This window comes from Paraclostridium sp. MRS3W1, from assembly GCF_032465715.1.
Classification (GTDB): Bacteria; Bacillota; Clostridia; order Peptostreptococcales; family Peptostreptococcaceae; genus Paraclostridium; species Paraclostridium dentum.
The window spans coordinates 23,625-48,432 of record NZ_JAWDJM010000105.1 but is presented as its reverse complement, the minus strand read 5'-3'; the positions used below and the strand labels follow the sequence as shown (position 1 = coordinate 48,432).

At 28.4% G+C, this 24,808-nt stretch carries 22 protein-coding genes, 1 pseudogene and 1 riboswitch; of the genes and pseudogenes, 19 read left to right on the top strand and 4 right to left on the bottom strand.

Features of this window, described 5'->3' with window-relative positions:
* The first annotated feature begins 273 nt into the window (after nt 1-273).
* Nucleotides 274-1,077 (top strand): hypothetical protein, encoded by an 804-nt coding sequence (locus RWY47_RS08555; RefSeq protein ID WP_168932723.1) that lies wholly within the window; start codon nt 274-276, stop codon nt 1,075-1,077.
* A 52-nt stretch (nt 1,078-1,129) separates the two neighbouring features.
* On the opposite strand, the gene RWY47_RS08550 is transcribed toward RWY47_RS08555, so the two are convergent.
* Together RWY47_RS08550 and RWY47_RS08545 are read right to left on the bottom strand one after the other, a co-directional pair.
* Nucleotides 1,130-2,233: a DEAD/DEAH box helicase gene (locus RWY47_RS08550; RefSeq protein ID WP_021428559.1), complete on the bottom strand. Its 1,104-nt coding sequence runs from the start codon at nt 2,231-2,233 to the stop codon at nt 1,130-1,132.
* Nucleotides 2,234-2,487: 254 nt separating this feature from the next.
* A complete protein-coding gene (locus tag RWY47_RS08545; protein ID WP_168932722.1) occupies nt 2,488-3,192 on the bottom strand; it encodes a MurR/RpiR family transcriptional regulator in 705 nt (234 codons plus the stop codon).
* 73 nt (nt 3,193-3,265) lie between these two features.
* Here RWY47_RS08545 and RWY47_RS08540 point away from each other — a divergent pair, with 73 nt between their 5' ends.
* A complete protein-coding gene (locus tag RWY47_RS08540) occupies nt 3,266-3,880 on the top strand; it encodes a mgsA AAA+ ATPase (RefSeq protein WP_021428555.1) in 615 nt (204 codons plus the stop codon).
* A 33-nt stretch (nt 3,881-3,913) separates the two neighbouring features.
* Entirely contained in the window at nt 3,914-5,257 is a 1,344-nt protein-coding gene (locus RWY47_RS08535; RefSeq protein ID WP_024620019.1) for a PTS sugar transporter subunit IIC, read from the top strand.
* 31 nt (nt 5,258-5,288) lie between these two features.
* On the opposite strand, the gene ytaF is transcribed toward RWY47_RS08535, so the two are convergent.
* Entirely contained in the window at nt 5,289-5,912 is a 624-nt protein-coding gene (ytaF, locus tag RWY47_RS08530) for a sporulation membrane protein YtaF (RefSeq protein ID WP_021428571.1), read from the bottom strand.
* Nucleotides 5,913-6,013: 101 nt separating this feature from the next.
* Nucleotides 6,014-6,334, bottom strand: a complete 321-nt coding sequence (locus RWY47_RS08525) for a DUF1540 domain-containing protein (RefSeq protein WP_024620018.1) — start codon at nt 6,332-6,334, stop codon at nt 6,014-6,016.
* A gap of 407 nt (nt 6,335-6,741) precedes the next feature.
* Between RWY47_RS08525 and RWY47_RS08520 the strand changes: the two genes are divergently transcribed.
* The 16 genes and pseudogenes from RWY47_RS08520 (at nt 6,742) to RWY47_RS08445 (ending at nt 24,659) form a co-directional block, all read left to right on the top strand.
* Entirely contained in the window at nt 6,742-8,250 is a 1,509-nt protein-coding gene (locus RWY47_RS08520) for a DUF1846 domain-containing protein (RefSeq protein WP_021428561.1), read from the top strand.
* 73 nt (nt 8,251-8,323) lie between these two features.
* Entirely contained in the window at nt 8,324-9,409 is a 1,086-nt protein-coding gene (dinB, locus tag RWY47_RS08515) for a DNA polymerase IV (RefSeq protein ID WP_150841753.1), read from the top strand.
* 139 nt (nt 9,410-9,548) lie between these two features.
* Nucleotides 9,549-10,946, top strand: a complete 1,398-nt coding sequence (locus tag RWY47_RS08510) for an MATE family efflux transporter (protein ID WP_150841754.1) — start codon at nt 9,549-9,551, stop codon at nt 10,944-10,946.
* A 119-nt stretch (nt 10,947-11,065) separates the two neighbouring features.
* On the top strand, nt 11,066-11,779 hold the full coding sequence (locus tag RWY47_RS08505; protein ID WP_150841755.1) for a phosphatase: 714 nt from the start codon (nt 11,066-11,068) through the stop codon (nt 11,777-11,779).
* A 101-nt stretch (nt 11,780-11,880) separates the two neighbouring features.
* Nucleotides 11,881-13,110 carry a 30S ribosomal protein S1 gene (locus RWY47_RS08500; protein ID WP_150886432.1) on the top strand — a complete coding sequence of 410 codons (1,230 nt, stop codon included), beginning with the start codon at nt 11,881-11,883 and terminating at the stop codon, nt 13,108-13,110.
* A gap of 141 nt (nt 13,111-13,251) precedes the next feature.
* Nucleotides 13,252-13,363: riboswitch (TPP riboswitch) on the top strand.
* 72 nt (nt 13,364-13,435) lie between these two features.
* Entirely contained in the window at nt 13,436-13,630 is a 195-nt protein-coding gene (thiS, locus tag RWY47_RS08495) for a sulfur carrier protein ThiS (RefSeq protein ID WP_150841761.1), read from the top strand.
* A gap of 1 nt (nt 13,631) precedes the next feature.
* Complete coding sequence (gene thiF, locus RWY47_RS08490) at nt 13,632-14,435, top strand: sulfur carrier protein ThiS adenylyltransferase ThiF (RefSeq protein ID WP_150841762.1); 804 nt, start codon at nt 13,632-13,634, stop codon at nt 14,433-14,435.
* A 12-nt stretch (nt 14,436-14,447) separates the two neighbouring features.
* Nucleotides 14,448-15,224, top strand: a complete 777-nt coding sequence (locus tag RWY47_RS08485) for a thiazole synthase (protein WP_021428542.1) — start codon at nt 14,448-14,450, stop codon at nt 15,222-15,224.
* A gap of 2 nt (nt 15,225-15,226) precedes the next feature.
* Complete coding sequence (thiH, locus tag RWY47_RS08480) at nt 15,227-16,342, top strand: 2-iminoacetate synthase ThiH (protein WP_150841763.1); 1,116 nt, start codon at nt 15,227-15,229, stop codon at nt 16,340-16,342.
* A complete protein-coding gene (locus RWY47_RS08475; RefSeq protein ID WP_224171063.1) occupies nt 16,330-16,917 on the top strand; it encodes a thiamine phosphate synthase in 588 nt (195 codons plus the stop codon). The genes thiH and RWY47_RS08475 overlap by 13 nt, the downstream gene beginning before the upstream one ends.
* Nucleotides 16,918-17,083: 166 nt before the next feature.
* Nucleotides 17,084-18,397, top strand: a complete 1,314-nt coding sequence (locus tag RWY47_RS08470; RefSeq protein WP_150841765.1) for an aminotransferase class V-fold PLP-dependent enzyme — start codon at nt 17,084-17,086, stop codon at nt 18,395-18,397.
* Between the two features lie 53 nt (nt 18,398-18,450).
* On the top strand, nt 18,451-18,903 hold the full coding sequence (locus tag RWY47_RS08465) for a DUF2383 domain-containing protein (RefSeq protein ID WP_224171064.1): 453 nt from the start codon (nt 18,451-18,453) through the stop codon (nt 18,901-18,903).
* A 131-nt stretch (nt 18,904-19,034) separates the two neighbouring features.
* Nucleotides 19,035-20,435 (top strand): annotated as a pseudogene (locus RWY47_RS08460) (MATE family efflux transporter); the annotation flags it as partial.
* 190 nt (nt 20,436-20,625) lie between these two features.
* On the top strand, nt 20,626-21,561 hold the full coding sequence (locus RWY47_RS08455) for a hypothetical protein (RefSeq protein ID WP_224171065.1): 936 nt from the start codon (nt 20,626-20,628) through the stop codon (nt 21,559-21,561).
* 12 nt (nt 21,562-21,573) lie between these two features.
* Nucleotides 21,574-22,218 (top strand): hypothetical protein, encoded by a 645-nt coding sequence (locus RWY47_RS08450; RefSeq protein WP_224171066.1) that lies wholly within the window; start codon nt 21,574-21,576, stop codon nt 22,216-22,218.
* Between the two features lie 446 nt (nt 22,219-22,664).
* Nucleotides 22,665-24,659 (top strand): YgiQ family radical SAM protein, encoded by a 1,995-nt coding sequence (locus RWY47_RS08445; RefSeq protein ID WP_021428574.1) that lies wholly within the window; start codon nt 22,665-22,667, stop codon nt 24,657-24,659.
* Nucleotides 24,660-24,808 lie beyond the last annotated feature (149 nt).

The window sequence follows — 24,808 nt, the reverse complement described above, 5'->3', positions numbered from 1 at the left end:
TTGCGCTTGGGTCATAAAGCTGAGAAGATGCTTTAAATGACCACTTCGCTGCAAATTAAATATCAACCACTTTTTGTTGTGTAAAATATAAAAGAATTACGCTTGTACGGTATGATATAAAGGATAAGAAAAGATGCTTTAAATGACCACTTCGCTGCAAATCAAATATCAACCACTTTTTTTGATGTGTAAAATATAAAAAGATTACGTTTTATTTATATTTTAGAATAAATCACTATTATTAGAATAAATTTTAATAATTATATTAAAATTTTGGAGGGGATTTATATAAAGTATAATGTTGTAATAGCAAATCCTGCGAATAATATAACTATAGTTGTATTGGATGATATTAAAAAAGAAAATTATTTTAGTGTATCAAATGATATTTTAAATAAATCTAATTTGAAAGCTGAACAAGTTGGATTTGTAAAAAGACCTATAATGGATGGAGAAGCTAGATTAGAAATGATGGGTGGAGAATTTTGTGGAAATGCTTTGAGAAGCTTTGGAATGATAATTTCTAAAAATAGATCAATTGAAAAAGGTAATGTTAAAGTTGAAATAAGTGGAAGTAATAAAGCATTACATGTAGAAGTTGATAATGTATATAAAACTGCAAAAGCAGAAATTCCATTACCGAAAAATGTTACTTATGTAAATATTGATAAATATATTAATCTACCTTTAATAATATTTGATGGTATTTGGCATGTTATTGTAGAAAACATTGAGGCTAATAAAGAAAACTTTTTATATATTAAAAATAATATTATTGAAAGTTATGATGTTGAGGCATTAGGGGTTATGTTTCTAAATAGAGAAAAATACTACATTACACCTGTAGTATATGTTAGAGATATAGATACTACTGTTTTTGAAAGTAGCTGTGGAAGTGGAACTATCGCTACGGCTATATATTTAAGTGAATTACATAAAAAGGATATTTTTAATTGTAGAATAAACCAACCAGGTGGAATTATAGAAAGTGAAGTTTATAGAAATAATGGAAAAATTACAAGACTTATGATAGGTGGAAGAGTGGAGCTAAGTGAGATAGTTGAAATTGAAGTATAGCTTATTTACATACTCTAGAATATTTAATTAAATATCCTAGAGTATAATTATATTAGATTTCTCTTCTTGGTATTTCCATTTCGATAGCTTCTTCTATTTCTTTTAGTGTGTTGTGATCTTTAGGATCAACGAACATACAAGTGTAACCTTCTTCACCGGCTCTTCCTGTTCTTCCTATTCTATGGATATATGTTTCAGCGTTTTCGGGAATATCATAATTGTATACATGAGATACCCCACTTATGTCCAGTCCCCTTGATGCAACATCTGTTGCTATTAGATATTGAATATCTGCATTTCTAAATGATTTCATTATTCGTTCTCTATGAGATTGTTTTATATCACTATGAAGTTTAGCACAGTTGTACTTTCTTCTGTGTAAGACCTCTTCAAGTTTATCAACTCTAGCTTTAGTTCTACAGAAAATTATTCCCATGAATGGATTATCTGAATCAAGTACAGAACATAGAGCATCTTGTTTTCCTCTATCTGTAGTTTCAACTACATTTTGCTTTATATTAGTAAGAGTTATCTCTTCCTTTTGAACACTAACTACAGAAGGATTATTCATATATTTATATGCTAATTTCTTAACAGCAGAATCCATTGTTGCAGAGAAACAAAGCATTTGACGATTTTTAGGAGTTTGTCTAAGTATTGTTTCAACTTCAATCCTAAATCCCATAAATAGCATTTGATCTGCCTCATCTAAAACTATTACTTTTAATTTACTAAGGTCAATAGTTTCTCTCTCTATATGGTCTAATAATCTACCAGGAGTAGCTATAACTAAGTGAATATTCTTTTTTAATTTTTTTAATTGTGCACCTATATCTTTTCCACCATACATTGCTAATAAATTTATATCAGTATCTTCACAAAGTTTTTCTGCTTCTTTTGTTATTTGTATAGCAAGTTCTCTAGTAGGAGAAACAATTAAAGCTTGTACATGTCCAAGTTCAGGCGAAATATTTTCTAATATAGGGAGTAAAAATGCTAAAGTTTTACCAGTACCTGTTTGAGCTTCAGCGATTATGTCATTACCAGATTTTATAAGTCCAATACTTTCCTCTTGAATAGGAGTAGGGTTAGTTATTCCCATTATTTTTAATTTTTCTATCGTATTATCATTAATTCCTAATTCTTTAAAATTCATATTATTTACCTCTCAAAATATTGCTAATTTAATTTAAGACAACCTATTAATAATATCATAATAAGGTCATTAATTCTAACTATATTATAAATTATGGTCATAATTTTATGAATATATATGTAAAAGTACAAATAAAAAAGTCCTAAAATTAAGAACTTTTTAATAAAATGTTTTTTATTTGAAAACTTTTTTCTAAACACTTAAAAGATATTTAAAAAAAACTAAAAAAATATTAATATTACTTTAATGCAAAATTAATCAATGTTACTTATGATACATTCAAATAACAATAAAACCTCAGAGAAGAATGTATTAGGTGGATTTTTTAAATTTGGAAATTTTTCAAAGCCTTTTAAAATTATAGGAAAATCAGAAAGTTTAGCAAGCGTAGAATTTTCATTACCAACAAAACTAATTATTTTAATATCATTATTTTTAGCTGTTTGAACTACGTCTAATATGCTAGAGCTTTCACCTGAATTTGATATAGCTATTAGTAAAACATCTTTAGCGTTAGATTTATCTAAAAGTTGCAGATGAGTGTTAGCTATACATTTAAATCCATTTATAACAAAGCGCTCGCTCATATAATTTGCAATCATTTGAGAATATCCGACTCCTAATAACATTATTAATTTGTTTTTAGATTCTTTTAGTGTTTTAGATAAAGGAACTAAATTTAAGTTTAGTTGGTTATATGCATTTGAAAATATATCTACATTAGTATCTGTATCATTAGACTTGCTAGAGTAAGATATATTATAAATCATATCTGAGTAACCTTCAAAACCTAGTTTTTTACAAAGTTTATATATAATAGTTGTTGAAGTAAAGTTGTCCTGAGCAACTTTTCGTATACCTATTTTTTTCAAGTTATCAATATTATCATATAGATATTTTAAAATATTTTGTTCTATTTTAGATAGTTGGTACTTATCACGAAGATATTCAAAATTCATATTTAACCACCTCAAAGGCTATTATATATGAATTTTAAAAAAATATAAATAAAAATATATGGAGGTAGACATCATGGCTGAAAAATTTATAAAAGATCCGTGGGCAAGAATAAAAACTCGTAATGGGCTAAATGGAGATGAGGTAATATCATCACTTCAAAAATCAATAAGAAGAGGGTTAGAGGAGCAAGCTTGTGAGTTTGCATATGAAATGTACATAACATCACCTCAAATGGAAGAGAAACTTTGGAGAAGGTTATTAACTATAACTGTAGAGGATATAGGTATGGGAGATCCTATGGCTTGTACTATAGTTAATAATTTATATGAAATGAGAAAGCAATTTTCTTATGCAGATGGGGATAGACCAATATACTTTATACATGCGATAAGATATTTATGTAAATGTCAAAAAGATCGTTCAAGTGATCTATTAAAAAATATAGTTATAAAGGGATTTGCAATGGGGAAAATACCTGAAATTCCAGATTATGCACTTGATAAGCATACTGTAAGAGGGGCAGAAATGGGAAGAGATTCATTCCACTTTTTAAATGAGGCTAGCAAAGTTATACCTCAAATGGAAGTAGATAATGATTACAAAGAGAGATATGGAAAGATATTAGAGGTATATAAACCAGAAGATGCAGTAGAAAGTGCATTCCAATATAATCCTTGGCAAGAATAAAATCTAGAATTTATAAAAAGGGAGATTGTTTAAATGGGACAAAATAAGCTTTTAGATAAATTAGATAAAGTATTATCTCCTATTGGAGCTAAAATTGGGAGTCAAAGACATTTAAATGCTATTTCAACAGGTATGATGATGACATTACCACTAATAGTAGTTGGATCGTTATTTTTAATAATAGCAAATCCACCTATAAATCCTGAGCTAGTTGATCCTAATAATAGTAATGTATTTATACAGTTCTTACTATCGTGGAAAGAATTTGCAGTTGATAATTACTCGACTATAACAGCTCCATTTGATATGACGATGGGTCTTCTTGGATTAATGTCTGCATTTGCAATAGCGTATACATTAGCTAGTAACTACAAGATGAATGCAGCTATGTCCGGACTTATATCAACAGCACTATTTTTTATGATTTGTGCACCTAGCAATGATGGCAATATACCAATGTCATTTTTAGGGGCAGATGGACTGTTTGTAGCTATTATAATAGGAATTGCGTCGGTTGAAATAAGTAGGTTAGTAGATAAAATGAATTGGAAGTTTAACTTGCCTAGTTCAGTTCCTTCTGCTGTTTCATCTTTTATAAACACATTAATACCTCTTTTATTAAACATAGTTGTATTATATGGTTTAAATGTAATTATAATAGCAAATACAGGAATGAGTTTACCTCAGTCTATAATGAGTATACTTACTCCAGCTCTTAGTGTAGCTGATAATATATGGGGATATTTAATGCTTATTACCTTTGGTAATCTTTTATGGCTATTTGGAGTAAATGGGACATCTATAATATTTCCAATAGCATTTGCATTAGGCCTTAGTAATACAGGACTAAATTCAGATTTAGTAGCAGCAGGACAAGATCCTAATGTTTTAATGAATTTACAAATGTTTAGAATAGCAATTTTAGGTGGAGCAGGAAATACATTGGGGTTAGCTATTTTAATGGCTAAAAGTAAATCTACACACTTAAAATCATTAGGTAGACTATCTATTGTACCTGGTATATGTGGAATAAACGAACCTATAATATTTGGAGGGCCTATAGTATTTAATCCTATACTTGCTATACCATTTATAATAACTCCGATTATATCAGTGTCACTTACTTATTTTGCACAAAAGATAGGAGTTATAACTTGTGGGTATATAGTAGATCCATCATTTACACCATTCTTTGCACAAGCATACTTATCATCTATGGATATTAGAAATGTTATATTTGTATGCGCATTAGTATTAATAAGTGTAGTGACATATTATCCGTTCTTTAAAGTATATGAAGGAAATATGATAAAGAAAGAATTAGAAGAAGCTAATGAAGAGGAAGATTTTAGTTTTGATGAAATAGATTTTGCATAAAAATAAAAAGAGAAGCAATATGCTTCTCTTTTTATATAAAACGAATAAATGCTAAAACAATAAGCATTAATCCAGAAAGCCAAGAAAGATTTAAATCTACTTTCTCTATAAATTTTTTACCTATACGAACGCCTATAAAAAGGCAGCAAGTTCCTATAACGAAAGATAGTATAACAACTTGTAAATGATTTATTGATACCAAACTACTACCGAATCCAACAGCTAAACTATCTAATGAAAGTGCGACAGCTAAATATACAGCTTCTTTAAGTGTAAGAGTTTTGGACTTGTCATAATCAGCCTTAGTTTCATTAGCGTAAATCTCTAAAACAAATTTAAAGTCAAATACTTTAAAAGTCAAAGGTGCACCTGCACTAGAAAATTTTCTAACATAGGTTTTAAAAAAAGATTCAAATAGCCTAAAAAAACCAAGAGATAGTAATAATGCAAAACTTAAAACACTTGCTGTACTTGGAGATAAAAAATCTTTTAAAAATCCACCAAGAGCCAAAGCTATCCCAAGAAATAAGGAACAAACTAAATTTATTACTAAATTAGAATAAAAAGGGATTTTTATTCTATCGGTCCCATAAGCTATACTAGCTACAAAAGTATCTATACATAAAGAAGAAACTAAAATTAACGACTCTATCAACTGAATTCACCCCTAATATATAAAATGATTAATAATATATTATTAAATTAGGGACAAATTAGTGCACAAATATTAAAGGCACCTATGAAAGGTGCCTTTAATTAATATTCATAATTGCTGTTAAAATATCTTTTTATAAATGTTTCGCAAGTATTATTTAAAGAGTTGATTTGAACATCTGAAGACTTACAAGCGCCATTAAAGTTGTATGTACAGTTAGAAGCACTACAAATTATATTTTTAGAAGAAGTTTCGGCTTCACATACGGAATTTGTCATTTTAGCAGAATTATCTGCTTCAACAAATGTTTTACAGTAAGTCTCAGGTGTAATGTCAGCATCGAATCCTTCTATATGAATTACAGACGCAGAGCATACTCCGCTATTATTAAAAGTGCAGTTTGTAGATAAACACTTAATCAAAAAAACACCTCCCACTACAATATAAATATATTATTGAGTCAAGCTGGAAAAAATATACTGAAAATTTAAATAGAAATTAAAAAAACATATTGCAAATAGTTCTTAAATGATTTAGAATAGTAAGTCCTAAGATAAATAGATTAAACATTTAGTAGATATTTTGATTAAACTAACTCATTTGGAGTTAGTTTTTTTTTATTGATTTTAGAAAATACACTAGAAAAATATAAAAATTTATGATATTATTTTACTTTAAATTGGGTTATAGTTATATATGATATGAAATGGATACGTGAAAATTTAAGACTATAATCTATTTATATTATTTTTTTATTTATTTAATTTAATTTTAATTTATTTTTTGAAAAATATCTACTAAATTTACAATTTATCTAGGAGGAAGAACAATGAAAATAGGATTTGATCACAAAAAGTATTTAGAAGAGCAGTCTAAATATATCTTAGAGAGAGTTAATAACTATGATAAGTTATACTTAGAATTCGGTGGGAAGTTAATGTTTGATCTTCACGCTAAAAGAGTTTTACCAGGATTTGATGAAAATGCAAAAATAAAAGTATTACAAAACTTAAAAGATAAACTAGAAGTTGTGATATGTGTTTATGCAGGTGACATAGAAAGAAATAAAATAAGAGGAGACTTTGGTATCACTTATGATATGGAAGTTTTAAGATTAATAGATGATTTAAGAGCATATGAACTAGATGTTAACAGTGTTGTTATAACAAGATTTGAAGGACAACCTGCAACAACAGTTTTTATAAATAAATTAGAGCGTAGAGGTATAAAGGTATATAAACATGCTCCAACAAAAGGATACCCAAGTGATGTAGATACTATAGTTAGTGATGAAGGATATGGAGCTAACCCATATATAGAAACAACTAAACCTATAGTAGTAGTAACAGCACCAGGTCCAAATAGCGGAAAATTAGGAACTTGTTTAAGTCAGTTATACCATGAAAACAAAAGAGGAAATGAAGTTGGATATTCTAAATTTGAAACATTCCCAGTTTGGAATGTGCCATTAAAACATCCTTTAAATATAGCATATGAAGCTGCAACAGTAGATTTAAAAGATGTTAACATGATAGATTCATTCCACCTTGAAAAATATGGACAAATGTCAGTTAACTATAATAGAGATTTAGAATTATTCCCTGTTTTAAAGAAAATAATAGAAAAAATAACAGGAAAAGAATCTGTTTACCAATCTCCAACAGATATGGGTGTTAACAGAGTAGGATATGGAATAGTTGATGATGAAGTAGTTCAAGAAGCTTCAAGACAAGAGATAATAAGAAGATACTTCAAAACAGCTTGTGAATATAAAAAAGGACAAGTTGATAAAGGTGCTTACGATAGAATTAAACTTATAATGGAAGAATTAAATTTAAAGCCAGAAGATAGAAAAGTTGTAATACCAGCTAGAGAATATAGTGCTAAATTAAAGGAAGTTTCAAACACTCCTAACGATATATGTCCAGTAGTTGCATTAGAACTTAATGATGGAACTATACTTACAGGAAAAGCTTCAGAAACTATGAATGCAACAGCTGCAGCAGTTTTAAATGCTATAAAACATTTTGCAAATATAAATGATGATATGCATTTAATATCACCTGTAGTTTTAGAACCAATTATAAACTTAAAAGCAAATACTTTAGGTAATAGAAATGTTGCTTTAAGTTGCGAAGAAATTCTAACAGCATTAAGTATATGTGCAGTTACAAATCCAACAGCTCAAGCAGCTATGGAAAAATTAAGTATGTTAAAAGGTGCTCAAGCACATTCAACTACTATGTTAAGTTTAAATGATGAACAAACATTTAGAAAATTAGGAGTAGATACAACTTCTGATCCAGAATATCCATCAGCTAACTTATATCAAAATTAATTACAGATATATAACCGTATTGTAAAATTACAATGCGGTTTTTTTATGAATATTTCGGCAAGGAGGTGTTTTAGTGGACAGTGAAAGAAAAATAATTCATATAGATATGGATGCATTTTATGCATCTGTAGAGCAAAGAGATAATCCTAAGTTAAAGGGAAAACCAGTTATAGTTGGAGGAAGTCCAGAAGGAAGAGGAGTAGTTGCTACATGCTCATATGAAGCAAGAATATTTGGAATACACTCAGCTATGCCATCTAGTGTAGCTTATGTACGTTGTCCTCATGCAGTTTTTGTACCTCCAAGATTTGAAGTATATCAAAAAATATCGTATCAAATAAGAGAAATATTTAAAAGATATACAGATATAATAGAGCCTTTATCTCTAGATGAGGCATACTTAGATGTAACTATAAATAAAAAAGAAATAAAATATGCTACTACAATTGCAAAACAAATAAAAGAAGATATAAAAAATGAAATAGGAATAACAGCTTCTGCAGGTGTATCTTATAATAAATTTTTAGCCAAAATTGCATCAGATTATAAAAAACCTAATGGACTTACAGTTATAACCCCAGATAAAGCTCAGGAATTTATAGATGATTTACCTATTAATAAATTTTTTGGAATTGGGAAGGTAACTTCTAAAACTTTAAAAATGATGGGTATAAAAAAAGGATATGACCTAAGAAATATGACTTTAATTGAGCTAGAGCAGATCTTTAAGAAAAAAGGATATGATATGTATAATTTTGCTCGAGGTATAGATAATAGACCAGTTCAAATTAGCAGAGAAAGAAAATCCGTAGGAGCAGAAAGTACTTTTATTTCTAATGTATACTTTGACTCCGATGAACTAAACGAACATGTGAAAGATGTTGTAAAAGATGTATGTAAGAGATTAGAGTATACTAATAAATGTGGAAAGACTATAACTATTAAAATAAAATATGCAGACTTCAAACAAGTTACAAAACGAAGCACATTAGAATCTCCAATAAATACATATAATGATATATTAAAAAATACAAATATTTTAATAGAGAAAGTAAAAGATAAAGAAAGGCAAATTAGATTAATTGGAGTAACTATATCTAATTTACTAGACTGTGAAAAAGAAGAATACCATAATATCTCATTGTTTGATAAACTGTAAAATAGGTATATATATACTTGGAAAATATTGATAAATAGCAAATCTGTTAATAAACTTAAATATTTTAAAGTTAAATATTTAAGTTTATTAATGAATATGATATTATATAAAATAATAAATTTAAAAATGGAGGTCGATTATGGGGAAACAAACGACAGATTTAGGTAAAGGTAGCGTTGGAAAATTATTATTTCAATTAGCTTTACCTGCTATAATAGCTCAGCTAGTTAATGTTTTATACAATATAGTTGATAGAATTTTCATAGGTAGAATGCCTAATGGGGAGCTAGCAATGGCTGGTGTTGGAGTAGCATTTCCAATAATAATGATTGTATCAGCATTTAGTGCATTAGTAGGTATGGGAGGAGCTCCATTAGCTGCTATAAAAATGGGGGAAAAAGATAATGATGGTGCAGAAAAAATAATGACTAACAGTTTTTCTACACTAGTAATAATAGCAATTATATTAACTGTATCTCTTTTAATTTTTAAAGAAAACATACTTTGGGCTTTTGGAGCTAGTAAAGACACTATCGGATATGCAAATGATTATATTGGCATATATCTTATAGGAACTTTATTTGTGCAAATTGGTTTAGGGCTAAATCCTTTTATAAATACACAAGGTTTTGCAAAAACAGGTATGATAACAGTATTAATCGGAGCAATAATAAATATAGTACTAGACCCGATTTTAATATTTGGATTTAACATGGGTGTTAAAGGGGCGGCATTAGCAACAATAAGTGCACAGTTTGTTTCTGCAGTATGGGTTTTATTATTCTTAGTTGGAAAGAAAAGTGTCCTTAAGATAAGAAAGAAATATGTAGTTCCAAATTTAAAAGTTATTGGGCCTATTTTACTTTTAGGAATATCACCATTTATAATGCAAGCAACTGAAAGTTTAGTAATTATATCTATGAATAACAATCTTGCTAAATATGGTGGAGATTTAGCTATAGGTGCGATGACTATAATGAGTAGTGTTATGCAAATAATATTACTACCTATGATGGGATTAACTCAAGGTGCACAACCTATAATAAGTTTTAACTATGGAGCGGATAAGTTAGATAGAGTTAGAAAAACATTTAAACTATTATTAGTAAGCTGTTTAGTTTACACAACTATAATGTGGGGAGCTATAATGATATTCCCACAAGTATTTGTATCTATATTTAATAGTAATCCTCAACTTGTAGAAATAACTGTATGGAGTATGAGAATTTACTTTGCGGGAATACTATTATTTGGAGCACAAATTGCTTGTCAGCAGACATTCCTTGCTTTAGGTCAAGCAAAAATATCTATGATATTAGCTTTACTTAGAAAGATAATATTATTGATACCATTAATATTTATATTACCAATATTCTTTGAAAATAAATTACAAGGTGTATTAACAGCAGAGCCAGTTGCAGATATAACTGCAGCAATTGTAACAATAATATGCTTTAGTGTATTCTACAAAAAAACTTTATCTATAGATCATTCAATGCAACCAACAGTAGAAATTGCGAAAACTAAAGATGAGTAATTTAACAAGCTATGGTGAATAAAATTTACCATAGCTTTAAATTTATATAAATTTATTATATACATATAACTAAAGGGTATATAATAATAAGAGATAGTTAAAACATAGGAGGATTAAATATGAATGCAATTATAGATTTACACTGCCATACTATTGCAAGTGGACATGCATATAGCACACTTAAAGAGAATATAGATGAAGCCAAATTAAAAGGGCTAAAGTATGTAGGTGTATCAGACCATGCTCCTAATATGCCTGGAAGTACACATCCTTTTTATTTTGGGAATTTAGGTGTTATAAAAGAAGAAATAAATGGAGTTAAAGTGTTAAAAGGAATAGAAGCTAATATAATGGATTTTGATGGTAATATAGATATTCCAAGTGATGTAGTTGGAAAATTAGACTATGTTATAGCTAGCTTCCATCCACCGTGCATAAATCCTGGAAACATACATGAAAATACAAAAGCAATATTAAATGTAATGGAAAATAAAGAGGTGAAAATAATAGGACATTTAGATGATAGTAGATATCCTGTTGATTATGAAAAAGTTGTAATAAAAGCTAAGGAAACTAATACTTTACTAGAGATAAACAACTCTTCATTAAGAACTAATAGTTTTAGAGTTGGAGCAATAGAAAATGCTAAAGTTTTATTAAATCTTTGCAAAAAACATGATGTTAAGGTTATTTTAGGTAGTGATGCACATATATACTATCAGGTTGGTAATTTTGAAAATTGTACAAAAATACTAGAAGAAGTAAATTTCCCAGGAAATTTAGTGGTGAATTTTAACGAAGAATATATAAAAGAATATTTTTTTGGAAAGTAAAAACAATTAATAATATCAAATAATATATCGTTAGTGATATAATAGTATATGATTAAATACAAAAATTATATAAACGTTTACATAGGAAGGGATGAAGTTTAATGGAGAACAATCAAACTATGCAAGAACTTTTAGAGCAACAAGAAAAAGAAATGAGTAGTATAAAAATAGGTCAGACAGTAAGCGGAAAAATAACTAAAGTATTATATGATGAATTACATTTAGAATTAAATTATGGATTTGAAGGAATTATATCTATATCTGAACTTATATTAGCTAAAGATGAAACAATAGAAGATAAGTATAGTGTTGGACAAGAAATAAGTGGAGAAATAACTAAGATAAATCGTAAAGATGGAACAATGTATTTATCAGCTAAAAAAGCTGTTATTGAAGCTACTAGAAAAGAGCTAAAAGAAGCTTTAGATAACCATACTATACTAACTGTTCATGTAGAAAGAAGTATTGAAAAAGGACTATTTGCAAGTTATAAGACAGAAACTGTATTTATACCGTTATCTCAAATAGATGTTACATTTGTAAACAATACAGCTGCATATGTAGGTCGTGATTTAGAAGTTTATATGATAGAAATGGATTTAAGAAGAAATAGAATAGTTGCATCTCATAGAGAAGTTGCTCATGAAAGAGTAGAAGTTGAAAAGGCAGCTAAAAGAGCAAAAATGAAGGCTGAGAGAGAAGCTGAAAGAGCAAGAGTTAAGCAAGCTAAAGAGGATTTATTTAACTCTCTTGAAATAGGCCAAAAAAGAAGTGGTAAAGTAACTAAAATAATGAATTATGGAGCATTCATAGATTTAGGTGGAATAGAAGGATTAGCACATATAAATGAATTAGCTTGGCATAGAGTAGAATCAGTTGAAGATGTAGTAAAAGAAGGACAAGAAGTAGATGTATATGTTATAAAAATAGACAAAGAAAATAAAAAAGTAGGACTAGCTATAAAAGATATAAACAATGATCCATGGAATTCTGTAAAAGAAGAAATGCAAGTTGGAGATATTGTTAATGTTAAAGTTTTAAAACTTATAGAAAGAGGAGCTTTTGTAGAAGTTAAGCTTGGAGTAGAAGCATTCTTACCAATATCTGAATTAAGTGAAGAAAGAGTTATGAAAGTATCTAATGTTGTTAATGTTGGAGACATAATAGATGTTATGATAATAGATATAAAAAATAAAGATAAGAGAATGGTTGTATCATTAAAAGAAGCTACAAAAGAGCCTGAAGAAGATTACTCTGAATTTTTAGAGGTAGAAGAGTCATTAGGATCATTAGGAGATTTATTTAAAGATAAATTCAAAGATTTAAAATAAAATAGACGAGAGAAAATAGTATCTAGTATTAACTAGATACTATTTTTATTGTCATATTATAAAAGCCTGTATAAAAATATAAGTATTAACTTTTTATTGAATATAGAAAAATACTATGATATACTCAACTTGTAAAAATGAATAAAAGGCTAGGGGAGCTATGATTGGATAGTTGAGAAGTAAAGCCGTAACTTTCAGACCCTAAAAACCTGATCAAGGTAATTCTTGCGTAGGGAAGCTTAATATAGTAAGTAAGCATTATTTTTGATGCATATAAAAGCGTTCTCTAAAAAGAGGACGCTTTTTTGTGCTTAAGGAGGAATATATGAAGGTAAATGGGAAAGCGATTTATTTAAAACCTGGTACTACGATTTTAAACTTACTAGAGGAATTAAAACTTAAAGTTGATAATGTTGTTGTAGAAGTTAATCTAGATATCATTGAAAATCATCAATATAGCACATATATATTAAAGTCAGATGATATCGTAGAAGTTATAAGGTTTGTGGGAGGGGGTTAAAGTGAAACTGTTTATAAATGAAACTTTAGAAACTTTAAATGAGACTGAAGTAAGTATTAATTTGATAAAAGACAGGTTTAAAAAGAATGCAGACGTAGTTATATTAAATGGATATCCTATTTCAGAAAATAAACTTTTAAAAGATGGAGATAGAGTTACCTTAATAAAAAAAGGAGAAATTCCTACATTTGAGGAGCTAGAAAGTTTAATGGTAGCAAGGCATACTCCAAATATCCATGCTAGTTTGAAAAAAGGTAAAGTAGTTGTTTTAGGACTTGGAGGTCTTGGTTCTAATATCGCTATATCACTTGCAAGAATAGGAGTAGGACATCTAATATTAGCAGATTTTGATGTAGTTGAACCATCTAACTTAAATAGGCAACAATACTTTATAAGTGATATAGGCAAGTATAAAACCGATGCAATTAAAAATCATATAAAAAATATAAATCCATTTATAAAAATAGATACTGTAAATAAAATTATAGATTCATCAAATATAAATGAATTTGAGGATGTAGATATTATAATGGAGGCATTTGATAGTCCTAAATATAAAGCTGAAATTGCAAGTTTTGTATTAAAGAATATGAAAAATAAATACCTTATTTCATCATCTGGAATGGCAGGTTTTTATGATTCGAACATGATAAAAACAAGAAAGATAAAAGAGAAATTTTTTATATGTGGAGATGAAGTAAGTGAAGCAAAAGAAGGGGATGGACTTATGGCACCTAGAGTATCTATTTGTGCAAACCATATGGCCAATCTAGCTACTAAGATATTGATAGAATACATAAAATAGAGGGGGATAAAAATGGATAAATTAGTATTAGGGGGACATGAATTTAACAGCAGACTATTAATAGGAACGGGTAAATATGGCTCAAATGAGATTTTGCCAAAAGTTATAGAATCAAGTGAAAGTGAGATTATAACTGTAGCATTAAGAAGAGTTGATTTAGATAATAAAGATGAAAATATTATAAGTCATATTCCTAAAAAAATGACTATACTACCAAATACTTCAGGTGCAACAAATCATGTTGAAGCAGTTAGAATTGCTAGGATAGCTAGAAAAATGGGATGTGGGAATTTCATAAAAATAGAAGTAATAAGTGATTCTAAGTATTTATTACCAGACAACGAAGAAACTATAAAAGCTACTAAAATTTTGGCGGATGAAGGATTTATAGTATTGCCGTATATGACACCAGATTTATATGCAGGAAAAAAACTTGTAGAAGCTGGAGCAGCAGCAGTTATGCCATTAGGAGCACCAATTGGATCTAATAGAGGCCTTAAGATGAAAGAAATGATAAAAATTATGATTGATGAAATAGATATACCTATAATCGTTGATGCAGGAATAGGGAAGCCTTCGCAAGCTATGGAAGCTATGGAAATGGGAGCAGCTGCAGTACTAGTTAATACTGCAATATCTAGTGCTCAAGATTCAATAAAAATGGCAAATGCATTTAAATTAGCTGTTGAAGGTGGAAGAGAAGCATATCTAGCTAAGGCTGGTAGAGTTACAAATTATGCAAATGCATCATCACCTTTAACAGGATTTTTAAGCGAGGTAGGTGTTTAGAATTGAGTTTTTATAAATTTATAGATTCATATAAAGATTTTAATATAGATTCTTATTTGAACAATGTAAGAGATGAAGATGTTTTAAGAAGTCTACAAAAGGATAGTTTAGATGAATATGACTTATTAAATTTACTATCAAAAACAGCAACTAAGTATCTTGAACTAATGGCCCAAAAGGCAAATGAAATAACAAATAGATACTTTGGAAAAACTATACTTTTATATACACCTATGTATATTTCAAATTTCTGTGTAAACAAATGCGTATACTGTGGTTACAATATAGATTCTGATATAAAGAGAAAAAAACTAAATGCAGATGAGATATACAATGAAGGACTAGCTATATCTAAAGATGGATTTAAACATTTATTACTCTTAACAGGAGAAAGTAAAATCCATTCAGATGTAAAATATATAGGAGATGCTGTTTCTGTTTTAAATGATATATTCCCATCTATAACAATAGAGGTTTATCCAATGGATGAGGATGAATATAGATACCTATATGAAAAAGGGGTTGAAGGTATCACTGTATATCAAGAAACATACAATGAAAAAATATATAAAAATGTTCACTTAAAAGGACCTAAATCTAATTATAAATATAGATTAGATGCACCAGAGAGAGCTGCAAAATCTGGAATGAGAAGTATATCTATAGGAGCTTTATTAGGACTTAATGATTTTAGAGAAGAAACTTTTTTTACTTTGATGCATGGAAGATATATAAGAAATAAATATCCTCAAGTTGATGTGTCATACTCAATACCTAGGATAAGACCTTTTAAAGGTTGTTATGAAAATCTTATAGAAGTTAGTGATAAGGATTTAGTACAAGTTATGATAGTTATGAGATTATTTGATAATCAAGGAGGAATAAATTTATCTACTAGAGAAAGTTTAAGTCTAAGAAAAAATTTAATTCCTCTTGGGGTTACAAAACTAAGTGCGGGAGTATCTACTAATGTTGGCGGACATTCATCAGATGGAGAGGGAACAGAACAATTTGAAATAAGTGATGAAAGCAGCGTATTACAAATAAAAAAAATGCTTAATGATATAGGGTATCAACAAATATTTAAAGACTGGGAAAGATTTCAATGTACCTTATAACTAATAGACATTTATGTAATGAGAAAAGATATTTAGAAGTACTAGAAGAAGCATCTTTTAATGGTGTTGAAAACATTATATTAAGAGAAAAAGATTTGAAAAATGATGAGTTAGAAAACCTGTATTTTAAAACTAGAGAACGTGTAAATAAAAAAACTAAAATTATAATAAATGGTAATTATGAAATTTTCAATTCAGTAGATGCTGATGGTATACACATGTCGTTTGATATGTTTAATAAATTTAAAAATAAACTCGAATATAAAGAAAAAATTATTGGAGTATCTACACATAGTATAGAAGAGATTATCGAGGTGAAAAAATATTCAATTTCGTATTTAATATTTTCACATATATATGAAACTAAGTGTAAATTAAATTTAAAGCCAAAAGGAATAAGTTTATTAAAGCAAGCTCAAAGTGAATTAAATGGATATGATATAAAGTTAATAGCACTAGGAGGAATTTTACCAGATAATGCGAAAGAAACTTTAAATTACTGTGATGATATCGCAGTTATGTCTAGTATTATGGAATCGAATAATATAAAAGATACAATTAAAAGTTTTTTATAAAGAGACTATCCTAAAACCATTGAATAAATGGGTATAGGATAGTCTTTTTACGTTTGAAATTTACATGTAATAGATAGAATGAAAGCACATTATGAACTAATTTTGAATACTATTAATGAAGAGTTAATATAAATATTTTTAAATTTGTTTTTTAGGGGGAAAATAAATGTATAGAAAAGAAGTCAATTATAGACCTATGTTTGATGGAGTAGATTTAACCATAAAACTAGGAGATGGAGCATATGCAACACCTATATGCTTTGACAATGGAGCGACAACACCTCCTTTTAAATGTGTAGACAGAGAAATTTTTAAACATATGCAAATGTATGGATCTATAGGTAGAGGTAAGGGGCCAAAATCAGAGTATTCAAACAGAGTTTATGAAAAATGCAGAGATTATGTTAAGGAATATTTTAACTTAAAAGATGATGATCGATATACTGTAATATTTACTAAAAATACAACAGAGGGAATAAACTTGTTAGCAAATGCATTGATAAATAGCAAATATGATAAAGTTATTACTACAAGAATGGAACATCATGCTAATGACCTACCATGGAGGTATAATGCAAATGTTATTTATATAGATGTAGATAATGAAGGAAAATTAAAAGTCGATGATATAGAAGAACAATTAATTAAAAATAGAGGTGAAGTTAAGTTTGTAAGTGTAACTGGAGCATCTAATGTAACAGGATACGTAAATCCAATACATCATATAGCTAAGTTAGCGCATAAGTATGGTGCAAAAATTATTGTTGATGCAGCTCAATTAGCTCCTCACAGAGAAATTAATATGAAAGGAACTGGAAGTGATGATGCTATAGATTTTTTAGCATTATCTGCTCATAAAATGTATGCACCATATGGAACTGGAGTAGTTGTTGGACTTAAAGAAGATTTAGAAGATAAAGAACCATTTTTAAAAGGTGGAGGAGCTGTAGACTTAGTATTTGACTATGATATTTATTGGAGTGAATTACCATCAAAATTTGAAGCTGGAACTCCTAACTATTTAGGTGTTGTAGCTATGTATACAGCTATGAATAAACTAAAAGAAATAGGATTTGATAAAATTCAAGAGCATGAAGAATTACTGAAAAATAGACTTATAAAAGGCCTTGAAGATATTGATAGGGTAGTACTTTATGGAGACTCAAATGACAAAGATAGATTAGGAGTTATTACTTTTAATGTAGACGGTATAAATTTTGATTCAGTAGCTGATAGATTATCATATATTAGAGGAATTGCTGTAAGACAAGGCGCGTTTTGTGCACACACTTATGTAAGAAGATTACTTGGAATAGATGACGCAGAAGCTCAAAAATTATTAAATAGAGATTGTAAAGCAGCTGGTATGGTTAGAGCTAGTTTAGGACTTTACAATACAACTGAAGAAGTTGATGAATTTTTAAATACTATGGAATTTATGATAAATAGATGTAGACACTTTGAAAATAATATATTTTAATTTATGTGAATAATATAAATCTTTGGTAGAAAACTAAGGATGAGGTGATAATTATGGATAAACATGATGAACTTATAAAAGAGCTAAATAAGTTTTTAAGAGGCGTTCATATGGGAGCAGACACATTTAGAGTTTATCAAGATAAAGCTGAAAATAAAGAATTAAAAAGTGAACTTACAAAAAGTATGGTAATATTTAGAGAGCAGGACGAAAAGGTAAGTTCATATATAAAGCAACTTGGCGGAGAGCCTACGACTTCATTAGGTGTAGCTGGAGAAATGGCAAGTATGTTTGAAAAATTAAAGGATATGTTTATAGATAATGACAAAGAATTAATTAAACATACTGTAAATGCTATTGATATGGGAATAGAAGGTGGAAATAATTTGTTGCATTCATATAAAGATGAACACCTAGATAAAAGTATATTCCAACACTTAAATGAAATGGTAAGTCAATATAAGGTTATGAAAAATAAATTTGAAATAATGTACAAATCACTTTAATAAAAAGCTTGATTATATTTTATATAATCAAGCTTTTGTAATTTAAAAGAAAAAATAATATAGCAAAAAAATAAATTAATAGATATTATTATTATGTATAGCTAAATGTCAGAAAATTCTTTAAGAAAAGAGGTGTATGGATGAAAGAAAGGATAGATTTAACAGAAGGTAAAATTACAGAAAAGCTAATAAAGTTAGCACTTCCTATAATGGGTACTTCTTTTATACAAATGGCGTACAATATGATAGATATGATTTGGGTAGGCAAGGCTGGAAGCAGTGCTGTTGCAGCAGTAGGTACAGCAGGATTTTTTCCATGGTTAGGAATGGCACTTATAGCTATATCTAGGGTTGGAGGAGAAGTTCAAGTAGCTCAAAGTATGGGGAAAAATGATATTGAAAGCACTAAGTCGTATATAAAAGCGGCGATAGAAGTTAATATAATATTGGCTATTTTATATACTTTAATATTGCTTGTATTTAAGGATGGACTAATAGGATTTTTTAACCTTGGAGATGCAGATGTTATAAGGATGTCTAAAGAGTATCTTGTTATAGTAGCTATAGGAATGATATTTTATTTTATAAACCCAATATTTACAGCTATATTCAATGGAATGGGTAATAGTAAAACTCCATTTAGAATAAATACCATAGGACTTATAACTAATATTATATTAGATCCATTACTTATAATAGGTTTTGGACCAATACCTAAATTAGGGGTAGCAGGAGCTGCTATAGCTACAGTTTTCTCTCAAGTTGTAGTTACAATGTGTTTTATAGTAATGATTATAAAGCGAAACGACCAGTATTTTAAAATTATGTTTTTTAAGAATATTAACTTTGCATATTATAAGGCATTAGTTAAATTGGGTATGCCAGTAGCGATACAAAGTGGTATGTTTACTATATTTTCAATGCTACTTGGAGTAATTGTAGCATCGTGGGGACCAGTAGCTATTGCAGCTCAAAAGGTTGGTGCTCAGATAGAAGCTATTTCTTGGATGACTGCAGATGGGATAGCTGTGGCGTTTAGTAGCTTTTCGGGTCAAAACTATGGAGCCAACAAATACGACCGAATAAATAAAGGGTTCAAAATAACTCTTATAATTGCTAGTTTACTAGGGATATTAAATACATTAATTTTAATATTTGGAGGGAAATCAATATTTACTATATTTATAAATGAAACTGAAACTATAGCTGAAGGAACAAAATATTTAAAAATATTAGGTTATTCTCAGTTATTTATGTGTGTAGAGATAATAACATCAGGAGCATTTAAGGGTATAGGAAGAACGTATATACCATCTATTGTAGTAACTGTATTAACTGGGGCAAGGGTCCCTATAGCATATTTTTTATCAAGTCCAGAAATTTTAGGTTTAAGTGGAGTTTGGTGGAGCATAACCATAACTAGCATAATAAAAGGAATACTTATGATAAGCGTATACTTATATTTATTGAAATCTAATAAACTGTACAGAGATAATAAACATGATATAAAAACTAAAACAATATTAAGATGATAAAGTTAAAAGTTCTAAATACTACAAAAAACAAGGAATATAATCACTTTTTTAGTGTAATTGAACTTAAACTAAACTAAAAATATAGCTAGTATATTTTTAATTAATATAATAGCAAATTATATTCTAAATAGGTAAAATATGTTAATATATACTATGGAAAAATTATAATTTTAAGGAGACATATTTAATGGGGAGCAAAAAAAGAGTTACATTAGCAAATTTCAATTGTACGTATGGCCTAAATGATGAGCCAATGCTTACATATTTTGAAGAATTAATATTACCAGCTTTTAATGGGGGATTAAAGCGATTCGCTTCAAACGACACTTATTTTTTTGATAGGGTTAAATTAATTGAATATAAACCAGAAGAATATATACTTACAGGGATATTAGTTAAGAGTACTATTTTAGAGATTAAGTCTAGATATTATGCAGAGAGTGGGTTAGTAGATATAGATGATAAAGTAAAAGCTGATCCATATTCAATATTTGCTATATATCTTAAGAATCATAGAATGATATTAGTTCAAAATCAAAAAGGAAGCCCAGATATTAGGAATTTTAGAGCGACAATAAGAGAAACTTTAGAGCAAACTAGAAATGAAATTAATAGAAAAAATAAAAATAAAATTCCTTATGTTAATTTAAATATAGCTAGTATACCATCAAAATATGAAATAAAAAAACAACTGGAATCAGTAAAATCTATACAGAAATTATCTTTAAAATTTTATCCTTTAAATGGTGATGTAGACACATCTTCTACAATAAAATCTCTAAGAAGTCAATTAGATAGTCTTGGAAGTAAAACAGGAACTCTTGATTATAGAAGTCCTAAAAATATAGAAGGTGTAGGAGAATTTATTGAAAATACTAAAGGGACTTCAGACGCTACCCTTTGGACAACATTCGAAGATGGTACTAAAAGAAAAATGGTGAATGATGAATTTTCTGAGAAAATAGAAGTTAAAATAGATGAATCTGCACAATATCCAGATAATATACTCGATGTTGTAGATAAACTTGACGATAAAGAGGAATTAAAAGAATATAGTGAAGAAAATAAGAATATTTATATTAAAGCTCTTAATAAAATAAAAAATATTGCTAGCTTATTATAAAGGACTAAAAATATGAGATATGATGATATTGATAAAATTAAAAAAAATGCTTCTAATGTATTAGATGAAATCGAAAAAGATGATTTTATGCATATATTTTTAAAATCATTTAAGTATTCTTTAAAACGAAAAAATATATTTATATCTATTTTGTTGACTATGTTAATACTAGTAGTAGCTTTAATTAGAATTGGATATTCGGAAGATACAGTTTCAAAGTTTTTATTACTTGTGGAATCCTCAAACACAATTGCGCTAGTTATGTTTGGGGCAGTAATTATGGGATATACTATTTTTCAGGCACTTGCACAAGGGGCTACATTGAAGGAGTTCTTATTGAATAATGATTCGGATAAAAGTCAATTTCATTCATATAATTTGAGCTTTTTTAACACAACCATAGTATATTTATTAATTATAGTGATAAATTATATTCTAATAATTATATTAAAAACTATACCACCTGATTGGCATATAATATATTTTGACAATAGTATTAATAACTTTATAGCAACTATATTGATTTTTATTTATACTTTATTTAACATATATGCGTTTTTAGAGATAAAAAGTTTTATTTTTAACTTATATAAATGTTTTTCAATTAATGCTGTAGCAAACACAATTGAATTTATTAAAGAAGAAAGTGATGAATAATTTAATTAAAATGAAACAACTTATTTAAACTGAGAAGTATAATTTAATATTAAGTGCAATTTGGTATGAATTTATAATTATAGACTTGAAAATTTAACTATGTGCGATAATAACTATAAAATCGTAGTATACCAAATTAGAGGTAGTCTATAGAATAAATATGGTTTTGATAATTATAAATTCTATAGAATGAGCAAATGAACATAAATGTAAAATAATATATAAAGGTGCTAGTTATATAACTAGCACCTTTATATATTTAACTAAAAAACTGTATTCATTTCTTAGTTGTATTACACAAGTAAAAGCAAATTTTTGATGGAAATAAAAAATCATACAAATACTAGCTAAGTTAATGGTATAATAGAAACTTAGGAAGAAAATTTGATTCGAGTTAATAAAAGTAGTTAATAATAAATATAAATGACATATAAGTAGGTGATTAAATGACAAATAAATTTTTACCAATATGCAAACAAGATATGGTAGATAGAGGATGGGAACAGGTAGACTTCGTATTAGTAACAGGAGATGCTTACGTAGACCATCATAGTTTTGGTACAGCTATAATATCTAGAGTTTTAGAAAACGCAGGATTTAAAGTTGGAATAATAGCACAACCAGATTGGAAAACAACAGAAGACTTTATGAAATTAGGAGAGCCTAGACTAGGATTTTTAGTTAACTCTGGAAATATGGACTCTATGGTAAATCATTACTCAGTAAGTAAAAAACATAGAGATAAAGATATGTATTCTCCAGGAGCTAAAATGGGGCTTAGACCGGATAGAGCTGTTATAGTTTACTGTAATAAAATAAGAGAAGCATATAAAGATGCGAAAATAATAATAGGTGGAATTGAAGCTAGTTTAAGAAGATTTGCGCATTATGATTATTGGAGTGATAGAGTAAGAAAATCTATGCTTATAGATAGTCAAGCTGATTTGTTAGTTTACGGTATGAGTGAAAAACAAATCGTAGAAGTTGCAAATGCATTAAATGATGGTTTTGAACCAAAGTATATAAGACATGTAAATGGGACTTGTTATATAGCAGATAGCAAAGATGAAATATATGATGATTATGTAGAGATACCATCATTTAAAGATGTTTCTTCAAGTAAAGAAGAATATGCTAAAGCATTTAAAATTCAGTATGACGAACAAGACCCATATAGAGGTAAGGTTATAATACAAAGACATGGAGATAAGTATTTAGTTCAAAACAAACCTGAAAAACCATTAAATAGAGAAGAGCTAGATGCAGTTTATGCACTTCCTTATGCTAAGGATTATCATCCTATTTATAAAGCTATGGGTGGAATACCAGCAATAGAAGAAGTTAAATTTGGAATCGTAAGTTCTAGAGGATGCTTTGGAAGTTGTTCTTTCTGTGCTATAACATTCCATCAAGGAAGAGCTGTACAAAGTAGAAGCCATGAATCTATATTAGATGAAGCTAAATATATAACTGAACTAGATGATTTTAAAGGATATATACACGATGTTGGTGGACCAACAGCAAACTTTAGAGATGCAGCTTGTAAAAAGCAAATAACTAAAGGTGCTTGTAAAAATAAACAATGTCTACACCCAGAACCATGCAAAAACTTAAAGGTTGATCACACAGATTTCTTAGAACTTTTAAGAAAAGTAAGAAGTTTACCTAAAGTTAAAAAGGTGTTTGTACGTTCAGGAATAAGATATGACTATGTAATGGCAGATAAAAATGATAAGTTCTTTAAAGAACTTGTTGAACATCATGTAAGTGGACAATTAAAAGTTGCACCAGAGCATATAGCTGAAGAAGTTTTAGATCATATGCAAAAGCCAGCAGGTAACACTTATGATAAATTTAGAGATAAATTCTTTAGGTTAAGTGAAAAAGTTGGGAAAAAACAATATATTATACCGTATTTAATGTCTTCGCATCCAGGTTCTACTTTGAACTCAGCAATAGAATTAGCTGAATATTTAAGAGACACTAAATATCAACCAGAACAAGTTCAAGATTTTTATCCAACACCAGGAACTTTATCAACTACAATGTTCTATACAGGTATAGACCCGTTAACTATGAAACCTGTATATGTTCCAAAGTCTAAACATGAAAAAGCTATGCAAAGAGCATTGCTTCAATATAGAGCTCCAAGAAACTATGAATTAGTTCATGCAGCATTAGTTGAAGCTGGAAGAGAAGATTTAATAGGATTTGGTCCAAGATGTTTAATAAAACCTAGAGGTGAACACCCTAGAAATTATAACAATAAAAGCAAAACTAAAAACTCTTCATCTAAATCTTCATCAAGAGGAAATAAAAAAGACGATAGTCGAGGAAAACGCGGAAATAAAGACTCTAGAGATAATAACTCTAGAAATAATAGAAATGAAAAAAACGAAAGAAACAGTAAAACTAATAAGATAAAAAGAAAGAAAAGATAAACATAAAAAAGCCCATTTTTTAAATGGGCTTTTTATTATAATTTAAATTGATGCAAATTGACATTTTTCGATAAAATATTTATAATAAAAGTTATGACAAAATTTAAAATATAAGGATTTAGCAAGTCTTGTGCTTATTAAAATTTAGA